The sequence below is a fragment of the Pseudomonas sp. NBRC 111140 genome (assembly GCF_001320885.1).
Taxonomy (GTDB): domain Bacteria; phylum Pseudomonadota; class Gammaproteobacteria; order Pseudomonadales; family Pseudomonadaceae; genus Aquipseudomonas; species Aquipseudomonas putida_P.
Genome location: NZ_BCBQ01000001.1, coordinates 90,871 through 107,900 on the forward strand (window position 1 = coordinate 90,871; position 17,030 = coordinate 107,900).

Consider the following 17,030-nt stretch of genomic DNA (forward strand, 5'->3'; position numbering starts at 1 on the left):
ATTCCAGCCAGTGCTCACCCCCTCAGGAAAAATCGGGCCTAAAAGGACAAGCGTATATGTACAACTGGCTAGCGAACGTGACGGTCGCCAGAAAACTGATCATGGCATTCAGCGTGTTGTTGCTGATTAGCATTTTTATATTTGCGTCCGGCTGGAATGCAATCAGTACCCTGTCTTACCGAATGGAACGCATGACTGCAGTCAATGACGTGACTCAGGAATTTTCCACGCTGCGCCTGGAGCGCACCGCCTACCAGGAAAGTGAAGGTGATGCAGCGCCTGCGGCAGCACTGATACGCAGACTTGTCCAGATAGCGCAAAAGCTGGAGAACTTGCGGACTTTCTTCAAAACCGAAAGCAACGTCCAACGGGTAGACGAGATGACTCGATATCTGGCTGCCTACAAAGCGGATATCGAGGCGTTGGGCCAGGCCTATCAACTGATCGGCCAATCACGCAGCGCGCGTCGTGAAAACGGGGAAAAGGCACTCAAGCTACTGGACGATCTGAACAGCTATCTGGGGGACGAGACGGCCAGGGACGAAACTAGCGTATTGCGCTACAAAGCCATCAAGAACCTGCAGATGCAATTCGTCTACGCGCGCCTGGCAACGCGGGACTATGCCTTCGGGGGTACCGATAAGCAGCTGGCTCTCGCCACTGACGCGGTGGATCAGACCCTCGCGGCCCTGCCCGCATTGCACGAAGCGCTGTTACCGGCCAAACCCGCGATGCTCGTTCAGTTGGAGGCTTATCTGCGCGCTTACCGGGTTTCCCTGGACACCCACCAATCGGCGCTGCAGCAAAACCATCGCACCTTGGACGATGTTAAAAAACAGGGAGACGCACTCATTCAAACCAGCCAAGTCCTCTATGACCTGCAGATGCGACTGCGGCAGGAAGACACCCGCCTTGCGGCATGGACACTGTCGATATGCATGCTTGTGGCACTGGCTTTCGGCGCACTGATTGCAACGGTAATAACCCGACAGATCGTCCCTCCGATTCGCGCAGCACTCGAACACGTGCAGCGCATCGCCGCTGGCGAACTTGAACAGGGCCCTCAGGTGTGTCGCAAGGACGAGATCGGCCAGCTGCAAAGCGGCCTGCAGGGCATGACGCAAAGCTTGCGGCAGTTGATAGGCCATATCAGTGACGGTTCTTCGCAGATTGCCAGTGCCACGGAAGAGTTGTCGGCAATCACGCAACAAACCCAGGCAGGCGCCAACGAACAGAAACTGGAAACCGAGCAGGTCGCCACAGCCATGCATGAAATGGCGACCTCGGTTCAGGATGTCGCGCGCAACGCCGTAGAAACCGCAAGTTCGGTCGATGACGCAGCCAAGGGCGCTGCTCAAGGTGCACAAGTGGTGCAGGAAGCCGTTGCGCAAATCGAGCGGCTGAGCCAAGAGGTTGAGTCAACGGGCCGTGCGGTCGGCACCCTGGCCCAGGAGAGCGGCCGAATCGCTGGCATGCTGGACGTCATCAAGGCCGTTGCCCAGCAGACGAATCTGCTGGCACTCAACGCCGCCATCGAAGCAGCACGTGCAGGCGAAGCAGGACGCGGGTTCGCGGTGGTCGCAGACGAAGTGCGCGGGCTCGCCCAGCGTACACAGCAGTCCACCGAAGAAATCGAGCTGTTGGTAGGGGCACTTCAACAAGGCACGTTGAACGCGGTCCAACGCATGGAAACCAGCAGCACGCTGACCACCGAGAGTGTCAGGCTTGCGAGGAACGCCGGCCTGGCGCTGAATGACATTACTGTCAGCATCAGCCACATTCAGAGCATGACCCAACAGATAGCTGCCGCGGCAGAACAGCAAGGCGCGGTGGCTGATGAAATCAACCGCAGCGTGGTGAGTGTGCGCGGCTTGACCGAACAAGCCTACACCGCAAGCGAGCAAACCAATCTGGCCAGCCTCGACTTGGCAAAATTAGGCACCACGCTCCAGACTCAGGTGCAACGTTTCCGCCTGTAAACTAGAACGAAAAAGCTGCATCACGTCGCCTGTCAGCGTCGGGATGCAGCTTTTGTTTTCATGCTGCAGCAGGGCTAGCGTTTATTGTGCGTTCTTAAAACGCAGTCGCCATTCATGCAACAACGGCTCGGTGTAGCCGCTTGGCTGTTCACGCCCCTTGAAGACCAGATCACTGGCCGCCTTGTACGCGTAGGAGTTATCGAAGTCTGGCGCCATGTTCCGATAGGCAGGATCACCGGCATTTTGCTGGTCTACGACTGCCGCCATGCGCTCGAGGGTTTCGGAGACTTGCGCCTCGCTGACTACCCCATGATGGAGCCAGTTGGCGATGTGCTGTGCCGAGATCCGCAGCGTGGCACGGTCTTCCATGAGACCTACGTTGTGAATGTCCGGCACCTTGGAGCAGCCAATACCCTGCTCTACCCAACGCACCACGTAACCCAGGATACCCTGGCAGTTGTTGTCCAGCTCTTGCTGAATCTCAGTTGCGCTCCAGGCTCGGTCGACGCTGACCGGTACAGTCAGCAAACCCTCCAGCAGTGCAGCGCGCTGCGCGTGCATGTCACTCGACTGAAGCGCCTGTTGAACCGCATGCACGTTCACTTGATGGTAATGCAGCGCGTGAAGCGTGGCCGCCGTGGGCGAAGGTACCCATGACGTATTCGCGCCGGAACGTGGATGCGCAATCTTCTGTTCGAGCATATCCGCCATCAAGTCGGGCATCGCCCACATGCCTTTACCAATTTGCGCATGACCTGCCAGGCCGCAAGCCAAGCCGACGAGCACGTTGTTGCGCTCATACGCCTGAATCCACGGGGTCGACTTCATGTCGGCCTTACGCAACATCGGCCCGGCTTCCATGGCGGTGTGCATTTCATCACCAGTTCGGTCGAGGAATCCAGTATTGATAAACACGACACGCTCTGCGGCAGCCGCGATGCACGCCTTAAGGTTGGTACTGGTGCGTCGCTCTTCATCCATGATGCCCATTTTCAGGCAGTTGCGCGGCAGGCCCAAGAGGTCCTCCACCCGCCCGAACAGGTCATTGGCGAACGCCACTTCAACTGGCCCGTGCATTTTGGGTTTTACGATGTACATGCTGCCGGCACGAGAGTTACCCCGGCGCTTGAGGTCGTGAAGCGAGGCCAGGCTGGTCATCACTGCATCAAGAATGCCTTCCGGAATTTCGGCGCCCTGGGCATCGAGGATGGCCGGATTGGTCATCAGGTGACCGACATTGCGCACGAACAACAGAGAACGGCCCGGGAGCACCAACTGCTCACCCTCTGCCGACCGGTAGACACGATCGGCCTTCAGCGTACGGGTGATGACCTTGCCGCCCTTCTGTAGCTCCTCGCTAAGGTCGCCCTTCATCAACCCAAGCCAGTTCCGGTACACAGCTACCTTGTCGGCGGCGTCTACCGCCGCAACAGAGTCCTCGCAGTCCATGATGGTGGTCAGCGCAGCTTCCATCAGCAAGTCGGAAACCCCGGCGGCGTCAGATTTGGCAATGGCGCTGTTGGGGTCGAACTGAATCTCGACATGCAGGTCGTTGTTTTTCAGCAATACCGCGGTAGGCGCATGCGCCGAGCCGTTGAAGCCGATGAACTTGCCAGCTTCCGACAAGCGATCAGTAGTGCCATCCAACAACTGCACAACCAGGTCACCCTCAACGACGGTGTAGGCGCGCGCCTGTGCATGAGCAGCGCGCACCAAAGGGAAGGCCTGGTCGAGGAAATCACGCCCAAACGCGATGACCTTGGCGCCGCGTACCGGATTGTAGGTTTCCCCTTTCTGCGCACCGTCCGCTGAATCGATGGCATCGGTGCCGTAGAGGGCGTCATATAAAGAACCCCAACGTGCGTTGGCGGCATTGAGTGCATAACGCGCATTGATGACCGGCACCACCAGTTGCGGGCCGGCCTGTACAGTGATTTCAGTATCGACATTGGCGGTACTTACCGCTACCTCATTGGGCTGCTCGACCAGGTAACCGATGGACTTGAGGAATGCCTGATAGCTGGGCATGTTCACGATCGGCCCAGGATTGGCCAAGTGCCAGGCGTCGAGGTGCGATTGCAGACGCTCGCGCTCGCCCAGTAGTTGGCGGTTACGCGGAGCCAGATCAGCCACCAATGCTTCAAGCCCCGTCCAAAACGTGTCGGGGCTAATCCCAGTGCCCGGAAGCGCTTCCTGCTCGACGAAGCGCTTCAACGTGTCAGCTACAGCCAGCCCCTGGCACTGCGTGCGTTTGTTCATTTGCTATCTCCTGTTAATCGACGCCTCGGACGAGGCGTATAAACAACCTCGGCCTAGAGAGCCGCGATACCTGCTGCAGCAACCTGCGCGTCTTGTTCTGCGAGCACGCCAGAGACACCAACGGCGCCAACCACCTGACCATCGACCAGGACCGGCTTGCCACCTTCAAGTGAAGTCACCAGCGGCGCAGTGACGAACGCAGTGCGGCCGCCATTGACCATGTCTTCGTAGCCTTTGGTATCACGACGGCCCAATGCGGCGCTGCGTGCTTTCTCGATGGCGATGTAACTGGCAATCGGCGCACAGCCGTCAAGCCTTTCCATCGCCAGTAGGTGTCCACCGTCATCGACGATAGCGATCGATACCCTCCAGCCTTTTGCCAGTGCTTCTTCGCGAGCGGCACTTAACAGGCGGGAAACGTCTGCACTTGCGAGGACTGCTTTGCTGAGCATGGTTTCTTCTCCTTATCCAGAGCTTCTTCGACGATCTCGATCCAATGGCGCACAGGGGTCCGCCCCGCACTGTCCAACTGGATCTGACAGCCGATGTTGGCAGTGACGATCACTTCAGGATTGCCACTTTCGAGTGCTTTCATCTTGTTATCGCGCAACTGGCGGGACAGCTCCGGTTGCGTTACCGAGTAGGTGCCTGCAGAACCGCAACACAGGTGACCATCAGGTACTGTGGTCAGACTGAAGCCAAGACGAGTCAGCACATCTTCGACAGCCCCGCCCAGTTTCTGCGCGTGCTGCAAGGTGCAGGGGCAGTGGAAGGCCAAGCGACGGTCGCCGTTTATCTGCAGATCTTCCAGTTGCTCATCGCGTAGGACTTCAACCAGGTCTTTGGCGAGGGCACTGATACGCTCAGCCTTGAACGCGTAGTCAGGGTCGCCCTCCAAAAGGTGACCGTAATCGCGCACAAAGGCGCCGCAACCACTGGCGGTCTGGACGATTGCCTCTGCACCGGCCTCCACGGCGGGCCACCAGGCATCGATGTTACGCCGGGCCCGCTGCAGGCCTTTTTCCTGGGCGTTGAGGTGGTAGTCCACCGCGCCGCAGCACCCTGCTTCAGGAGCGGCGACCACCGACAGTCCCACGCGGTCAAGCACACGCGCAGCCGCAGCATTGGTGTTAGGTGAAAGCGAGGGCTGCACGCAGCCCTCAAGCATCAACACCACGCGTGCATGTTTGGTTGTCGGGCGGGATTTTGCCGGATGGGGTTGTCGAGGAAGCTTGGCTTTGAGTATCCCAGGCAACAAGGGACGGAATATCTGCCCGGTGGTGCTCAGCATCTTGAATACCGCTGGCCGTGGCAAAACAGCTCGCAGGCCCTCACGCAGCAGACGCTCCCCCAGGGGGCGAGGCACTTTCGACTCGACCACCGCACGCCCAATGTCCAGCAGGTTGTGATACTGAACGCCGGATGGGCATGTGGTCTCACAGTTCCTGCACGTCAGGCAGCGATCGAGGTGCTCTTGGGTCTTGGCAGTGACTTCAGCCCCTTCGAGGACCTGCTTGATCAGGTAGATGCGCCCGCGCGGGCCATCCAGTTCATCGCCAAGCAATTGGTAAGTGGGACAAGTTGCGGTACAAAATCCACAGTGCACGCACGAGCGCAGAATGCGCTCCGCTTCTTCGGCACGCGGCAACAGTTTGGCTTCATCACTCAGATTGGTTTGCATGGCGTCCTCTCAATAGTCCGCGTACATCCGTCCGGGGTTGAAAATCCCTTGAGGATCCAATTTCTTCTTCAGGCTCACGTGATAACGCATCAAGGGTGCAGGCAAGGGTGCGAAAGGCGCCGCACATACGCCATAGCGGGTAGCGTGCCCGCCACGTTCCGTGGCAGCCATGCGGATCACGTCGTCTGGTGCATCCGATTTGAGCCAGCGCTGCGCGCCCGCCCAATCCAGTAGTTGCGCACCGGGCAGATCCAGCGACGGGGTATTGATCGGCAACGACAACCGCCACAGAGGTTGTGGAATGTCGAAAAACGCCAAGCGATGCTCACGCAACGCATCCCAGTAGTCATTGTCCAGCACCTCCCCCCCGAGGCGCTGGCACGCAGACTCGACTGAGCCTTCACCGCCCTCCAGCCGCAGATGCAAGACATCGTTTTCATGGCTGGCGCCACTGATGGGCAGCGGTTGCTGGCCCCATTCGGCGAGCTGCGCCAGCGCTTGCTGCTCGGTCATCTCCAGACGAAGGCTCAAGCATTTGCGTGGTTTGGGCAGAACTTTGAGCGAGACTTCAGTGAGCACTCCCAAGCAGCCAAAGCTGCCAGCAAGCAACCGGGAGAGATCGTAACCTGCGACGTTTTTCATCACCTCGCCGCCAAACCGCAAGTGTTTGCCGTGTCCGGTGATTACCCGGGTGCCCAACACGTAGTCACGCACCGACCCCGCCCAAGGCCTGCGTGGGCCGGACAAGCCTGCGGCCACCATGCCGCCCAGCGTCGCACCTACGCCCAAGTGCGGTGGCTCGAACGGCAACATCTGACCGCTCGCATCCAGTGCCGCTGTGATCTCCATCAAGGGTGTACCCGCACGCGCCGTTATGACGAGTTCGGTGGGATCGTAGCTGACTATGCCACGGTGGGAACGGGTGTCGAGCACCTCGCCTTTTACCTTGCGTCCGATGCCAACCTTGGTGTTGCCGCCCTGGATCCGAAGCGCGATACGCTCGTTCAGCGCGTAATTGACTTGCTCCAGCATCGCGGCGCTGGCGTCATGATCGTGTCGCATCAGAAACGCTCCAATTCGGGGAACGGCAGTGCACCGTGATGAACGTGCATCGAACCAAACTCGGCGCAGCGGTGCAGCGTGGGAATGTTCTTGCCAGGATTGAGTAATCCAAGCGGATCGAACGCTGCCTTGACCGCATGGAAGAGCGTCAGCTCATCGCTATTGAACTGGGCGCACATCTGGTTGATCTTTTCCCGGCCTACGCCATGCTCGCCAGTGATGCTGCCGCCCACTTTCACGCAGAGCTCGAGGATCTTCGCGCCGATGGCTTCTGCGCGTTCGAGTTCGCCCGGAATGTTGGCATCGAAGAGAATCAGCGGATGCATGTTGCCGTCACCGGCATGGAACACGTTCGCCACACGCAGCCCGTATTCCTCGGATAGCTCGGTGATGCCCTGGAGCACGCCTGGGAGTTCGCGGCGCGGGATGGTGCCATCCATGCAGTAATAATCAGGAGAAATCCGGCCTACCGCCGGGAAAGCATTCTTGCGTCCGGCCCAGAACCTGATGCGTTCTTCTTCGTTCTTGGCAAGCTTCACTGAGCTCGCGCCAGCTGCAGTCAGCACTGCGGCCACGCGCTCGCAGTCTTCTTGAACATCCGCCTCGACACCATCCAGCTCGCACAGCAAGATGGCCGCCGCATCGGTGGGATAGCCTGCGTGAATGAAATCCTCGACAGCGCGGATCGAAAGATTGTCCATCATCTCCAGGCCGCCAGGGATGATCCCGGCCGCGATGATATCGGCCACCGCCCTGCCAGCCTCGTCGACTGAATCAAATGCCGCCAGTAACACTCTGGCAACCTGTGGTTTGGGAAGCAGTTTGACCGTCACCTCTGTGACGACACCAAGCATGCCTTCAGACCCTGTGAACAGCGCAAGCAAGTCAAAGCCAGGGCAATCCAGTGCATCGCTACCCAAGGTCAGATGTTCCCCGGTGACCGTCAGGATCTCTACCTTGAGCAGGTTGTGCACGGTCAGCCCGTATTTCAGGCAGTGCACGCCACCCGCGTTCTCTGCAACGTTGCCGCCGATCGAACAGGCAATTTGAGAAGACGGATCCGGCGCGTAATAAAGCCCATGGGGCGCGGCCGCTTGGGAAATCGCCAGGTTTCGCACGCCTGGCTGTACCTTGGCGAATCGGCCTGCCGGTTTGACCTCCAGAATCTTGTTGAACCGCGCCATGACCAACAAGGCGCCCTTCTCAAGCGGCAATGCCCCTCCAGAGAGCCCCGTACCTGCGCCACGCGCAACCACAGGCACGCCATGATGGTGGCAGAGTTTCATGAAGGCGGTGACTTGCTCGATGCGTTCAGGCAAGACCACCAACATCGGCACGATCCGATAGGCCGACAACCCATCACACTCATAGGGGCGAAGGTCTTCCTCGGTGTGCAGCACCACCAAATCTGGCAATTCATGCTGGAGTACGGCTAGGAATGCCGACCTGTCGACCTGCGGCAAGACCCCATCGACCCTTTCATCGTAAAGAATGTTCATAAAAATCCTCTCAGGCAGGTGTCTTTTGTTTTGTTGCCTGTTTGCGATCCGCGTGCCGGGAAGATCACCGCGGATGACATCGACAGCATGGTCGTAGCGGGTGCCGAGCGTCGACTGTAAAAGAAGCTGGTCGGACCAGTTTTTATGAGATCCTGCTTGAATTGCCCTCGCACACCAGCAAGCAAAGGGGTAATCTTTCTTCGATTCCAGATTCGCAATTAACTGGTCATACCAGTTTGGAGCAGCCATGACCGAAGTTGGTTTAATCAAGCGCGGCACTGGGCAAATTGCTGACAAAGTCGCAGAACGAATAGAACGGCTAATTCTTGACGGGGTGCTGAAGGTTGGCCAGGCACTCCCTTCAGAGCGAAGGCTGGTTGAGAAGCTTCAGTGTTCGCGCTCGGCGCTTCGTGAAGGGCTGAGGATTTTGCGTGGCAGAGGAGTAGTGGAAACGGAGCACGGACGGGGTACTTTTGTTGCCGACCTGCACAAGGCCGCCGCGGCCACACCGATGATGCATCTGTTCAGCTCTCAAACCCGCACCATTTATGATCTGCTCGAGGTCCGTGCTTTGCTGGAGGGAGAGTCAGCGCGCCTTGCGGCGATTCGCGCCACCGATGTAGATCGGTTGCTGATAACCCAGTGCTATGAAGCCATGCTGGCAGCCCATGAAAACCCGGAGGCCCACGATCCCAGGGAGCATGCAAGGCTCGACCATGACTTTCATCGGGCCATCAGTGAAGCCTCACATAACCCCGTGCTGGTGCACACCCTGGAGTCTCTGAGCGAACTGATGCTCAGCACCGTGTTCGCATCGGTCAACAACTTATACTTCCGGCCTGCGCAGAAGCGTCAGATTGATCGGCAGCACACCAAGCTGTATCACGCAGTTATCGAACAAACTCCAGAGCAAGCCCAACGTGCCGCGCGCGAACACATCAACAGCGTGCGCGACAACCTGCAAGAGATCGAACAGGAAGAGCAGCGCCTCGTCCGTGCAACCATGCGCCTGAACGGATGGTAAGGCACTGCCCTCCCCCGCTAGTCAACGACATGAATGCGTAAGGTGTTGGTGGTGCCGGGCGTGCCAAATGGCACACCGGCAGTAATCAGCAGGGTATCGCCACGACTGGCCATCCCTTGCGCCTGGGCAATCTCCTGTGCGGTCGTACAGATTTCATCCACTTGATGCAGGCGGTCGTTAACCACCGAGTGAACACCCCAGGCCACGCTCAGGCGCCGAGCGGTGGTGAGGTTCGGCGTCAGGTTGAGGATCGGCGCCCTTGGGCGTTCGCGTGCAGCACGCAGGGTGGAGGCCCCCGACTCGCTGTAATTGACCAGCACCCCCACTGGCAGAATGCTGCTGATGCGGCGTATAGCGCAACTGATCGCGTCCGACACGGTGGCATCGGCCGTTGGCCGACCCACATCAAGCTGAGCCTGGTAGTCCGGGCCATTCTCCACCTGGCGGATGATCTTGCTCATCATCTGCACGGCTTCCAGCGGGTAGTCACCCGAGGCAGTCTCGGCCGACAGCATCACCGCGTCGGCACCTTCGGCCACGGCATTGGCCACGTCGGTAACTTCGGCACGGGTCGGTGCTGGCGAGAAGCGCATCGATTCGAGCATCTGCGTGGCCACCACCACCGGTTTGCCCAACTGGCGGCAGGTGCCGATGATGCGCTTCTGAATCTGCGGCACGCTTTCGGCCGGTACTTCCACGCCCAGGTCGCCACGGGCGACCATGATCGCGTCTGCCAGTTCGGCGATGGCTGGCAGTTGTTCGACTGCCGACGGCTTTTCGATCTTGGCCATCAGGTAGGCGCGGTCGCCGATCAGTTGTCGGGCTTCAACGATGTCTTCCGGTCGCTGTACGAACGACAGCGCCACCCAGTCCACGCCCAGGTCCAGGCCGAAGGTCAGGTCGCGGCGGTCTTTCTCCGTGAGCGGGGACAGGTCGAGTACCGCTTGCGGCACGTTGACACCCTTGCGGTCGGACAGCTCGCCACCGTTCAGCACTTCGGTGTCAATGGCGTCGCTGTGCTTGGCAGTAACGCGCAGGCGCAGCTTGCCGTCGTCCAGCAGCAGGTGCATGCCGGGCTCAAGGGCGGCGATGATTTCCGGGTGCGGTAGGTTGACCCGCTGGCTGTCGCCCGGGGTCTTGTCCAGGTCCAGGCGCAAGGCCTGGCCGCGTTGCAGCTGCACCTTGCCTTCGGCAAAGCGACCGACGCGCAGCTTGGGCCCCTGCAGGTCCATGAGAATGCCCAGCGGGTAGTTCAACTGCTGCTCGACTTCGCGGATCCACTGGTAGCGCAGGGCGTGGTCGGCGTGTTCACCGTGGCTGAAGTTGAGGCGGAAGATGTTCACCCCCGCTTCGACCAACTCGCGGATGTCGTCGATGCCTTTGATCGCAGGGCCAAGGGTGGCGAGGATCTTTACTTTTTTATCAGGCGTCATGATTGGGCAGCCTCAAGGATCAGGATGGCGCGGAAGTCGTTGACGTTGGTGCGGGTCGGCTCGGTGACGATCAGCGCATCAAGTGCAGCGAAGTAGCCGTAGCCGTTGTTGTTATCCAGTTCGTCGCTGGCTGACAGGCCCAGGGCTTCGGCGCGGGCGTAGCTGGTGGGCGTCATGACGGCGCCGGCGTTGTCTTCTGAACCATCAATTCCGTCAGTGTCACCAGCCAGGGCGTATACACCCGACAGGCCCTTGAGGCTTGCGGTAAGACTCAACAGGAACTCGGCGTTGCGCCCCCCGCGGCCGTCGCCGCGCACGGTGACGGTGGTTTCACCGCCCGAGAGAATCACGCAAGGCGCGCTCAATGGCTGCCCATGCTGGACGATCTGTCGCGCAATACCGGCGTGAACTTTGGCCACTTCGCTGGATTCGCCCTCCAGATCACCCAGGATCAGCGGACTGAAGCCAGCCTGACGGGCTTTGACCGCCGCAGCCTCGAGCGACTGCTGGGGCCTGGCAATCAACTGGAAGTGGCTACGGGCCAGTGCCGGGTCATCGGCTTTGACGGTTTCCGAGGCGGGGTTGTTGAGCCAGTTGATCACAGCCCTGGGTGCATCGATATCGTAGCGTTTGAGGATTGCCAAGGCATCAGCCGAGGTGCTGGGGTCAGCAACAGTAGGGCCGGAGGCGATCACTGTGGCGAGGTCGCCCGGCACGTCGGAAATGGCATAGGTGTAGACCGTAGCCGGCCAGCAGGCCTTGGCCAGGCGGCCGCCCTTGATCGCTGAGAGATGCTTGCGCACGCAGTTCATCTCGCCAATGGTAGCCCCGGATTTCAGCAGCGCCTTGTTGATCTGCTGTTTGTCGGCCAGGGTCAGACCTTCGGCCGGCAGTGCCAGCAGGGCGGACCCGCCGCCAGACAGCAGGAAGATGACGCGGTCTTCTTCGTTGAGGTTGCTGACCAGCTCCAGCACGCGCTTGGCCACGGCCAGGCCGGCAGCATCGGGGACCGGGTGAGCGGCTTCGACCACCTCGATCTTTTGACAGTTGGCGCCATGACCGTAGCGGGTCACGACCAGCCCGGAGACTTCGCCCTGCCAGCTCTTTTCGACCACTTCGGCCATGGCGGCTGCGGCTTTGCCGGCGCCGATGACAATGACCCGGCCGCTGCGGTCAGCGGGCAGGTAGGCTTCGAGCACTTGACTCGGGTGGGCGGCAGCGATGGCTGTGTCGAACAGCTCGCGGAGAAGTTGTTGCGGATCGACCGACATGGCAGGCTCCCATTTATTGTTGTTCTGCAGAATCAAAAACGCCCTTGGAACTGCCTCCGTGCAGGCCGAACCAAGGGCGCCCTTCTTGACTGCAAGCGTTCAACTGCAAGCGGCAAACTAAAACAGATTTGCTTTAGCTTACGGATTGCAACTTAGCGCTTGCCGCTTGAAGCTTATTTCTCGCCGCGGATCGAGAAGTTGGCCATGTGTTCCAGGCCTTTGATCAGCGCCGAGTGGTCCCAATTACTGCCACCCAATGCAGCACAGGTGTTGAACACTTGCTGCGCGTTGGAGGTGTTAGGCAGGTTGATGCCCAATTCCTTGGCACCTTGCAGGGCCAGGTTGAGGTCCTTCTGGTGCAGGCTGATGCGGAATCCTGGATCGAAAGTGCCCTTGATCATGCGCTCAGCGTGCACTTCGAGGATTTTCGAAGAAGCGAAACCACCCATCAGCGCTTCACGCACCTTGGCCGGGTCTGCGCCGTTTTTGGCGGCGAACAGCAGCGCTTCGCTGACGGCCTGAATGTTCAGGGCAACGATAATCTGGTTGGCGACCTTGGCGGTCTGGCCGTCCCCGCTGCCACCGACCAGGGTGATGTTCTTGCCCATGACTTCGAACAGCGGCTTGGCGCGCTCGAACGCCTTTGAGCAACCACCGACCATGATGCTCAGGGTCGCTGCCTTGGCACCGACTTCACCGCCGGACACCGGGGCATCCAGGTAAGTTGCGCCGGTGGCCTTGATCTTCTCGGCGAATACCTTGGTAGCGGTTGGCGAGATCGAGCTCATGTCGATCACCACCTTGTTAGGCCCTACGCCTTGGGCCACACCATCCTCACGGAACAGCACATCTTCTACCTGCGGGGTATCCGGCACCATGATGATGATGAACTCGGATTCTTGAGCCACTTCCCGGGGGTTGGCCAAGCCGATGCCATTGGCACCCAACAGGTCTGCAGGTGCCTTGTCGAAGTGTTCCGAAAAATACAGCGTGTGACCTGCCTTGATGAGGTTCTGCGCCATGGGTTTACCCATGATGCCGGTTCCGATAAATCCGATTTTGGCCATGTCAAACACCTCGCTTTTTAATTATTCGAAAACGTATCCAGCCATCCGAGGCCTTCAAGCGTCGTTGTCTTGGGCTTGTACTCGCACCCGACCCAACCGCGATAACCGATCCGCTCCAGATGCGCGAACAGGAAGGGGTAGTTGATTTCGCCCGTTCCGGGCTCATGACGTCCGGGGTTATCCGCCAGCTGCACGTGGTTGATCACCGACAGGTGATCCTCGAGTGTGCGAGCCAAATCACCCTCCATGATCTGCATGTGATAAATGTCGTACTGCAGATAAAGATTGCAGGAATCCACCTTCTGACGCAGCGCCAATGCCTGCGCAGTGCTATTGAGGTAGAAACCTGGAATATCTCTGACGTTGATCATCTCCATGACCAACTTGATACCTACCGCCTCCAATTCTTCAGCGGCGAATTCCAGGTTGTTGATCATGGTCCGTTCGATCATCTTCGGATCGAACCCTGGCGGGGTGATACCAGCCAGGCAATTGATTTGGGTGTTACCCAAGACCTTGGCGTAGGCGATCGCCTGCCTCACCCCATCACGAAACTCATCGACCCGATCGGGGTGACACGCGATCCCGCGCTCCCCTTTTGCCCAGTCGCCAGCCGGTAGATTGAACAGCACTTGCTCCAGGTCGTTTTCCACCAACAGTGACCGCAGGGCCTGTGCCGAATGCTCGTAGGGGAACAAATATTCCACACCCTTGAAGCCGGCCTCACTGGCGAGGGAGAATCGATCGAGAAAATCGACCTCGGTGAACAGCATCGATAAATTGGCAGCAAAACGCGGCATGAGGCCTCCTTGAATAATTACGTTGATGGCAGCGCTATTCAATCCAGCAGGACGATGGACGTCGGTGCATCAGCACCCGACAATGCGAGGTCTTCAAACTCATGGATGGCATTGATTTCAGTGCCCATCGCAATGTTGGTCACACGCTCCAGAATGACTTCCACGACCACTGGAACCTGATACTCCTTCATCAGCGCCCGAGCTTGGGCGAACGCGTACGGCAGTTCGTTGGCATCGAATACACGGATTGCCTTGCAGCCAAGCCCTTCAGCAACGGCAACATGATCGACGCCATACCCATCAAGCTCAGGCGCGTTCACATTCTCAAAGGACAACTGCACGCAATAGTCGATTTCAAAGCCGCGTTGCGCCTGACGAATCAACCCCAGATAGGAGTTGTTCACCACAACGTGGATGTAAGGCAGTTTGAATTGCGCCCCTACGGCCAACTCTTCGATCATGAACTGGAAGTCATAGTCACCAGAGAGCGCCACTACTTTGCGGTCGCGGTCGGCTTTCACCACACCCAACGCAGCAGGAATCGTCCAACCCAACGGGCCTGCTTGGCCACAGTTGATCCAGTGCCGTGGCTTATACACATGCAGGAACTGTCCACCCGCAATCTGCGACAGGCCAATGGTGCTGACATAGCAAGTGTCTTTGCCGAAAAAGGCGTTCATCTCTTGATAAACGCGCTGGGGCTTGACGGGGACGTTATCGAAGTTGGTCTTGCGCTGCAGGCTACCTTTGCGGTCCTGGCAGTCACTGAGCCAAGCGCTACGATCCTTGAGACGACCCTCGCGCTGCCATTCGGTCGCCACCTCAATAAACAGGTCCAAGGCGGCGCCGGCATCGGAGACGATACCCAGCTCTGGCGTAAACACACGGCCAATCTGAGTGGGCTCGATGTCAACGTGAATGAATCGACGTCCTTCGGTATAGACATCGACCGAACCAGTATGCCGGTTTGCCCAGCGGTTACCGATACCCAGCACCATGTCGGATTTGAGCAGCGTTGCGTTTCCGTAACGGTGCGAAGTCTGCAGACCTACCATGCCGACCATTTGCGGGTGATCGTCAGGAATGGTGCCCCAACCCATCAATGTTGGAATGACCGGAATACCCAGCAACTCGGCCAACGCCACGAGCTTGTCGCTGGCATCAGCGTTGATGACACCGCCGCCCGCCACAAGCAGCGGCCGCTCCGCCTCATCAAGCATCTGCAGGGCTTTTTCAACCTGAGTGCGGCTGGCGCTAGGTTTCGAAGGCGCCAACGGTTCGTAGGTATCGATGTCGAACTCGATTTCAGCCATTTGAACATCGAAAGGCAGGTCAATCAGAACAGGACCAGGCCTGCCTGAGCGCATTTCATAGAATGCTTTCTGAAACGCGTAAGGTACCTGTCCAGGCTCCAGTATGGTCGCAGCCCACTTGGTCACTGGCTTGACGATGCTGGTGATGTCGACAGCCTGAAAATCTTCTTTGTGCAGTCGAGCGCGCGGGGCCTGGCCGGTGATGCACAAAATCGGAATCGAATCGGCACTCGCGCTGTACAGCCCGGTCACCATGTCGGTACCGGCAGGCCCCGAAGTACCGATGCAAACACCGATGTTTCCGGCATTCGCGCGGGTGTAACCCTCAGCCATGTGCGATGCACCTTCCACATGACGTGCCAGCACATGATCAATGCCACCCAGTTTGTTGAGGGCGGCATAAAGTGGGTTGATTGCAGCACCTGGAATACCAAATGCCGTGTCGATACCTTCACGACGCATTACCAGTACCGCTGCTTCAATTGCTTTCATCTTGGCCATGTCAGGATCCTCTCAGTGACTGCTCAGGACTTTTTGTATTGGCAGTCAGTCTGGATCAGGCGATTTGGCTGTGGAATACTCAACCAATAGTTTCTGTCGATACAAAAGGTATGGTATGGGTCGATACACAGAGCTGCACAGCTTCGTTCAAGTCGCGCAACAAGGCAGCTTCGCTGCCGCAGCGCTGAGTGAAGGCGTTACCCCGGCGATGCTTGGCCGCAGACTGGATGCGCTTGAACGTCGGTTGGGCGTCAAGCTGATGCACCGGTCTACCAGAGGGCTGCACTTGACTGAACTGGGAGAGCAGCTTTTGGAAAGGGCTCGACAGCTATTGCGCGATTTCGATGATGTTGAAGCCGACATCAGCAATTGCGGCAGCACCGTCAAGGGTAACTTGCTGGTATCGGCCCCAGCTTCGTTTGGCCGCCTGCACGTTGCACCTCATGCCTTGGGCTTCCAGGAGCAGTTCCCGCACCTCAAGCTTGCGTTCAATCTGACCGACAGCTTGGTGGACTTGGTCAGCGAAGGTTATGACATGAGTATCCGTATTGGAGGTATCACCGACCCAAACTACGTCGCTACCAAACTCTTTTCCAACAGTCGCGTGGTATGCGGAACACCGGCGTACTTTGCACGATACGGTAAACCAACCTCGCTTGAGGATTTGGCCAATCACAACTGCCTGGCGTTTACCCTGCAGGGCGGCCAGCAGCGCGGCTGGATGTTCAAGCGGGATGGCAAGCCGGTAGCCATGCGCGTCAGTGGGACCCTCGCCTGTAACGACGGGGAGTTGCTTTTCGCCTGGATGCGGCAAGGCTTGGGTATTGGCTGGCGCTCGACCTGGGAAATACAGTCCGAACTGAACAGCGGCGAGTTGATAACGGTGCTGGACGAGTGGGCATTGCCTGACTACGACATACAGGCCGTGTACCCGCAACAAAAATTTCTTTCAGCCAAGGTGCGCTACTTCATCGAGTACCTGAGGTCCATCTATCAGCAGCCCGGGTACTGGTCTTCCTGATACCACCTGCTTTTCTCCTGCTCTGGGCCCACAGGCACCGCGGTGACCTTGTAGTTTTTTTCACAAATGCCGATCCAAAAATGCGCTTTGGTTGAAACGACGTCTCTCGCAGAATGAGGA

13 protein-coding genes and 1 pseudogene are annotated in these 17,030 nt (G+C 58.6%); 4 read left to right on the plus strand and 10 right to left on the minus strand.

Translation table 11 applies throughout. From position 1 onward, the window contains the following. Positions 1 to 101: 101 nt before the first annotated feature. Both APH42_RS30725 and APH42_RS30730 read left to right on the plus strand, forming a co-directional pair. Positions 102 to 1,124 (plus strand): annotated as a pseudogene (locus tag APH42_RS30725) (methyl-accepting chemotaxis protein); the annotation flags it as partial. Positions 1,125 to 1,265: 141 nt separating this feature from the next. Continuing rightward, entirely contained in the window at positions 1,266 to 1,979 is a 714-nt protein-coding gene (locus APH42_RS30730; RefSeq protein ID WP_374701028.1) for a methyl-accepting chemotaxis protein, read from the plus strand. 81 nt (positions 1,980 to 2,060) lie between these two features. Here the strand turns inward: APH42_RS30730 and APH42_RS00415 are convergent, their stop codons facing one another. From APH42_RS00415 to glcD, 5 genes are read right to left on the minus strand one after another with little or no spacing between them, the layout of a single operon-like run. Continuing rightward, positions 2,061 to 4,238, minus strand: coding sequence for a malate synthase G (locus APH42_RS00415; protein WP_060492410.1), 2,178 nt, complete (start codon positions 4,236 to 4,238; stop codon positions 2,061 to 2,063). 53 nt (positions 4,239 to 4,291) lie between these two features. After that, positions 4,292 to 4,690 carry a heme-binding protein gene (locus APH42_RS00420; protein ID WP_060492411.1) on the minus strand — a complete coding sequence of 133 codons (399 nt, stop codon included), beginning with the start codon at positions 4,688 to 4,690 and terminating at the stop codon, positions 4,292 to 4,294. Further along, positions 4,642 to 5,919: a glycolate oxidase subunit GlcF gene (glcF, locus tag APH42_RS00425; protein ID WP_060492412.1), complete on the minus strand. Its 1,278-nt coding sequence runs from the start codon at positions 5,917 to 5,919 to the stop codon at positions 4,642 to 4,644. The genes APH42_RS00420 and glcF overlap by 49 nt, the downstream gene beginning before the upstream one ends. A 9-nt stretch (positions 5,920 to 5,928) precedes the next feature. After that, positions 5,929 to 6,981 carry a glycolate oxidase subunit GlcE gene (glcE, locus tag APH42_RS00430; protein ID WP_060492413.1) on the minus strand — a complete coding sequence of 351 codons (1,053 nt, stop codon included), beginning with the start codon at positions 6,979 to 6,981 and terminating at the stop codon, positions 5,929 to 5,931. Then, positions 6,981 to 8,480, minus strand: a complete 1,500-nt coding sequence (gene glcD / locus APH42_RS00435; protein ID WP_060492414.1) for a glycolate oxidase subunit GlcD — start codon at positions 8,478 to 8,480, stop codon at positions 6,981 to 6,983. The genes glcE and glcD overlap by 1 nt, the downstream gene beginning before the upstream one ends. A gap of 247 nt (positions 8,481 to 8,727) precedes the next feature. Here glcD and glcC point away from each other — a divergent pair, with 247 nt between their 5' ends. Further along, entirely contained in the window at positions 8,728 to 9,504 is a 777-nt protein-coding gene (gene glcC / locus APH42_RS00440) for a transcriptional regulator GlcC (RefSeq protein ID WP_046786265.1), read from the plus strand. A 17-nt stretch (positions 9,505 to 9,521) separates the two neighbouring features. Here glcC and pyk read toward each other — a convergent pair whose 3' ends face one another. From pyk to gcl, 5 genes are all read right to left on the minus strand, one after another. Then, positions 9,522 to 10,937, minus strand: coding sequence for a pyruvate kinase (pyk, locus tag APH42_RS00445; protein WP_060492415.1), 1,416 nt, complete (start codon positions 10,935 to 10,937; stop codon positions 9,522 to 9,524). After that, positions 10,934 to 12,208 (minus strand): glycerate kinase, encoded by a 1,275-nt coding sequence (locus APH42_RS00450; protein WP_060492466.1) that lies wholly within the window; start codon positions 12,206 to 12,208, stop codon positions 10,934 to 10,936. The genes pyk and APH42_RS00450 overlap by 4 nt, the downstream gene beginning before the upstream one ends. A 173-nt stretch (positions 12,209 to 12,381) precedes the next feature. Continuing rightward, positions 12,382 to 13,275, minus strand: coding sequence for a 2-hydroxy-3-oxopropionate reductase (locus APH42_RS00455; RefSeq protein ID WP_060492416.1), 894 nt, complete (start codon positions 13,273 to 13,275; stop codon positions 12,382 to 12,384). 17 nt (positions 13,276 to 13,292) lie between these two features. Next, positions 13,293 to 14,075, minus strand: a complete 783-nt coding sequence (gene hyi / locus APH42_RS00460) for a hydroxypyruvate isomerase (protein ID WP_046786268.1) — start codon at positions 14,073 to 14,075, stop codon at positions 13,293 to 13,295. Between the two features lie 38 nt (positions 14,076 to 14,113). Next, entirely contained in the window at positions 14,114 to 15,889 is a 1,776-nt protein-coding gene (gene gcl, locus APH42_RS00465; RefSeq protein ID WP_060492417.1) for a glyoxylate carboligase, read from the minus strand. A gap of 115 nt (positions 15,890 to 16,004) precedes the next feature. Between gcl and APH42_RS00470 the strand changes: the two genes are divergently transcribed. After that, entirely contained in the window at positions 16,005 to 16,910 is a 906-nt protein-coding gene (locus APH42_RS00470) for a LysR family transcriptional regulator (protein ID WP_060492418.1), read from the plus strand. The last annotated feature ends 120 nt before the right edge of the window (positions 16,911 to 17,030 follow it).

Bases quoted from the DNA above. Each gene is read 5' to 3' on its own strand.
- APH42_RS30730 (WP_374701028.1), top strand. From the start codon at position 1,266: ATGCATGAAATGGCGACCTCGGTTCAGGATGTCGCGCGCAACGCCGTA.
- APH42_RS00415 (WP_060492410.1), bottom strand. From the start codon at position 4,238: ATGAACAAACGCACGCAGTGCCAGGGGCTGGCTGTAGCTGACACGTTG.
- APH42_RS00420 (WP_060492411.1), bottom strand. From the start codon at position 4,690: ATGCTCAGCAAAGCAGTCCTCGCAAGTGCAGACGTTTCCCGCCTGTTA.
- glcF (WP_060492412.1), bottom strand. From the start codon at position 5,919: ATGCAAACCAATCTGAGTGATGAAGCCAAACTGTTGCCGCGTGCCGAA.
- glcE (WP_060492413.1), bottom strand. From the start codon at position 6,981: ATGCGACACGATCATGACGCCAGCGCCGCGATGCTGGAGCAAGTCAAT.
- glcD (WP_060492414.1), bottom strand. From the start codon at position 8,480: ATGAACATTCTTTACGATGAAAGGGTCGATGGGGTCTTGCCGCAGGTC.
- glcC (WP_046786265.1), top strand. From the start codon at position 8,728: ATGACCGAAGTTGGTTTAATCAAGCGCGGCACTGGGCAAATTGCTGAC.
- pyk (WP_060492415.1), bottom strand. From the start codon at position 10,937: ATGACGCCTGATAAAAAAGTAAAGATCCTCGCCACCCTTGGCCCTGCG.
- APH42_RS00450 (WP_060492466.1), bottom strand. From the start codon at position 12,208: ATGTCGGTCGATCCGCAACAACTTCTCCGCGAGCTGTTCGACACAGCC.
- APH42_RS00455 (WP_060492416.1), bottom strand. From the start codon at position 13,275: ATGGCCAAAATCGGATTTATCGGAACCGGCATCATGGGTAAACCCATG.
- hyi (WP_046786268.1), bottom strand. From the start codon at position 14,075: ATGCCGCGTTTTGCTGCCAATTTATCGATGCTGTTCACCGAGGTCGAT.
- gcl (WP_060492417.1), bottom strand. From the start codon at position 15,889: ATGGCCAAGATGAAAGCAATTGAAGCAGCGGTACTGGTAATGCGTCGT.
- APH42_RS00470 (WP_060492418.1), top strand. From the start codon at position 16,005: ATGGGTCGATACACAGAGCTGCACAGCTTCGTTCAAGTCGCGCAACAA.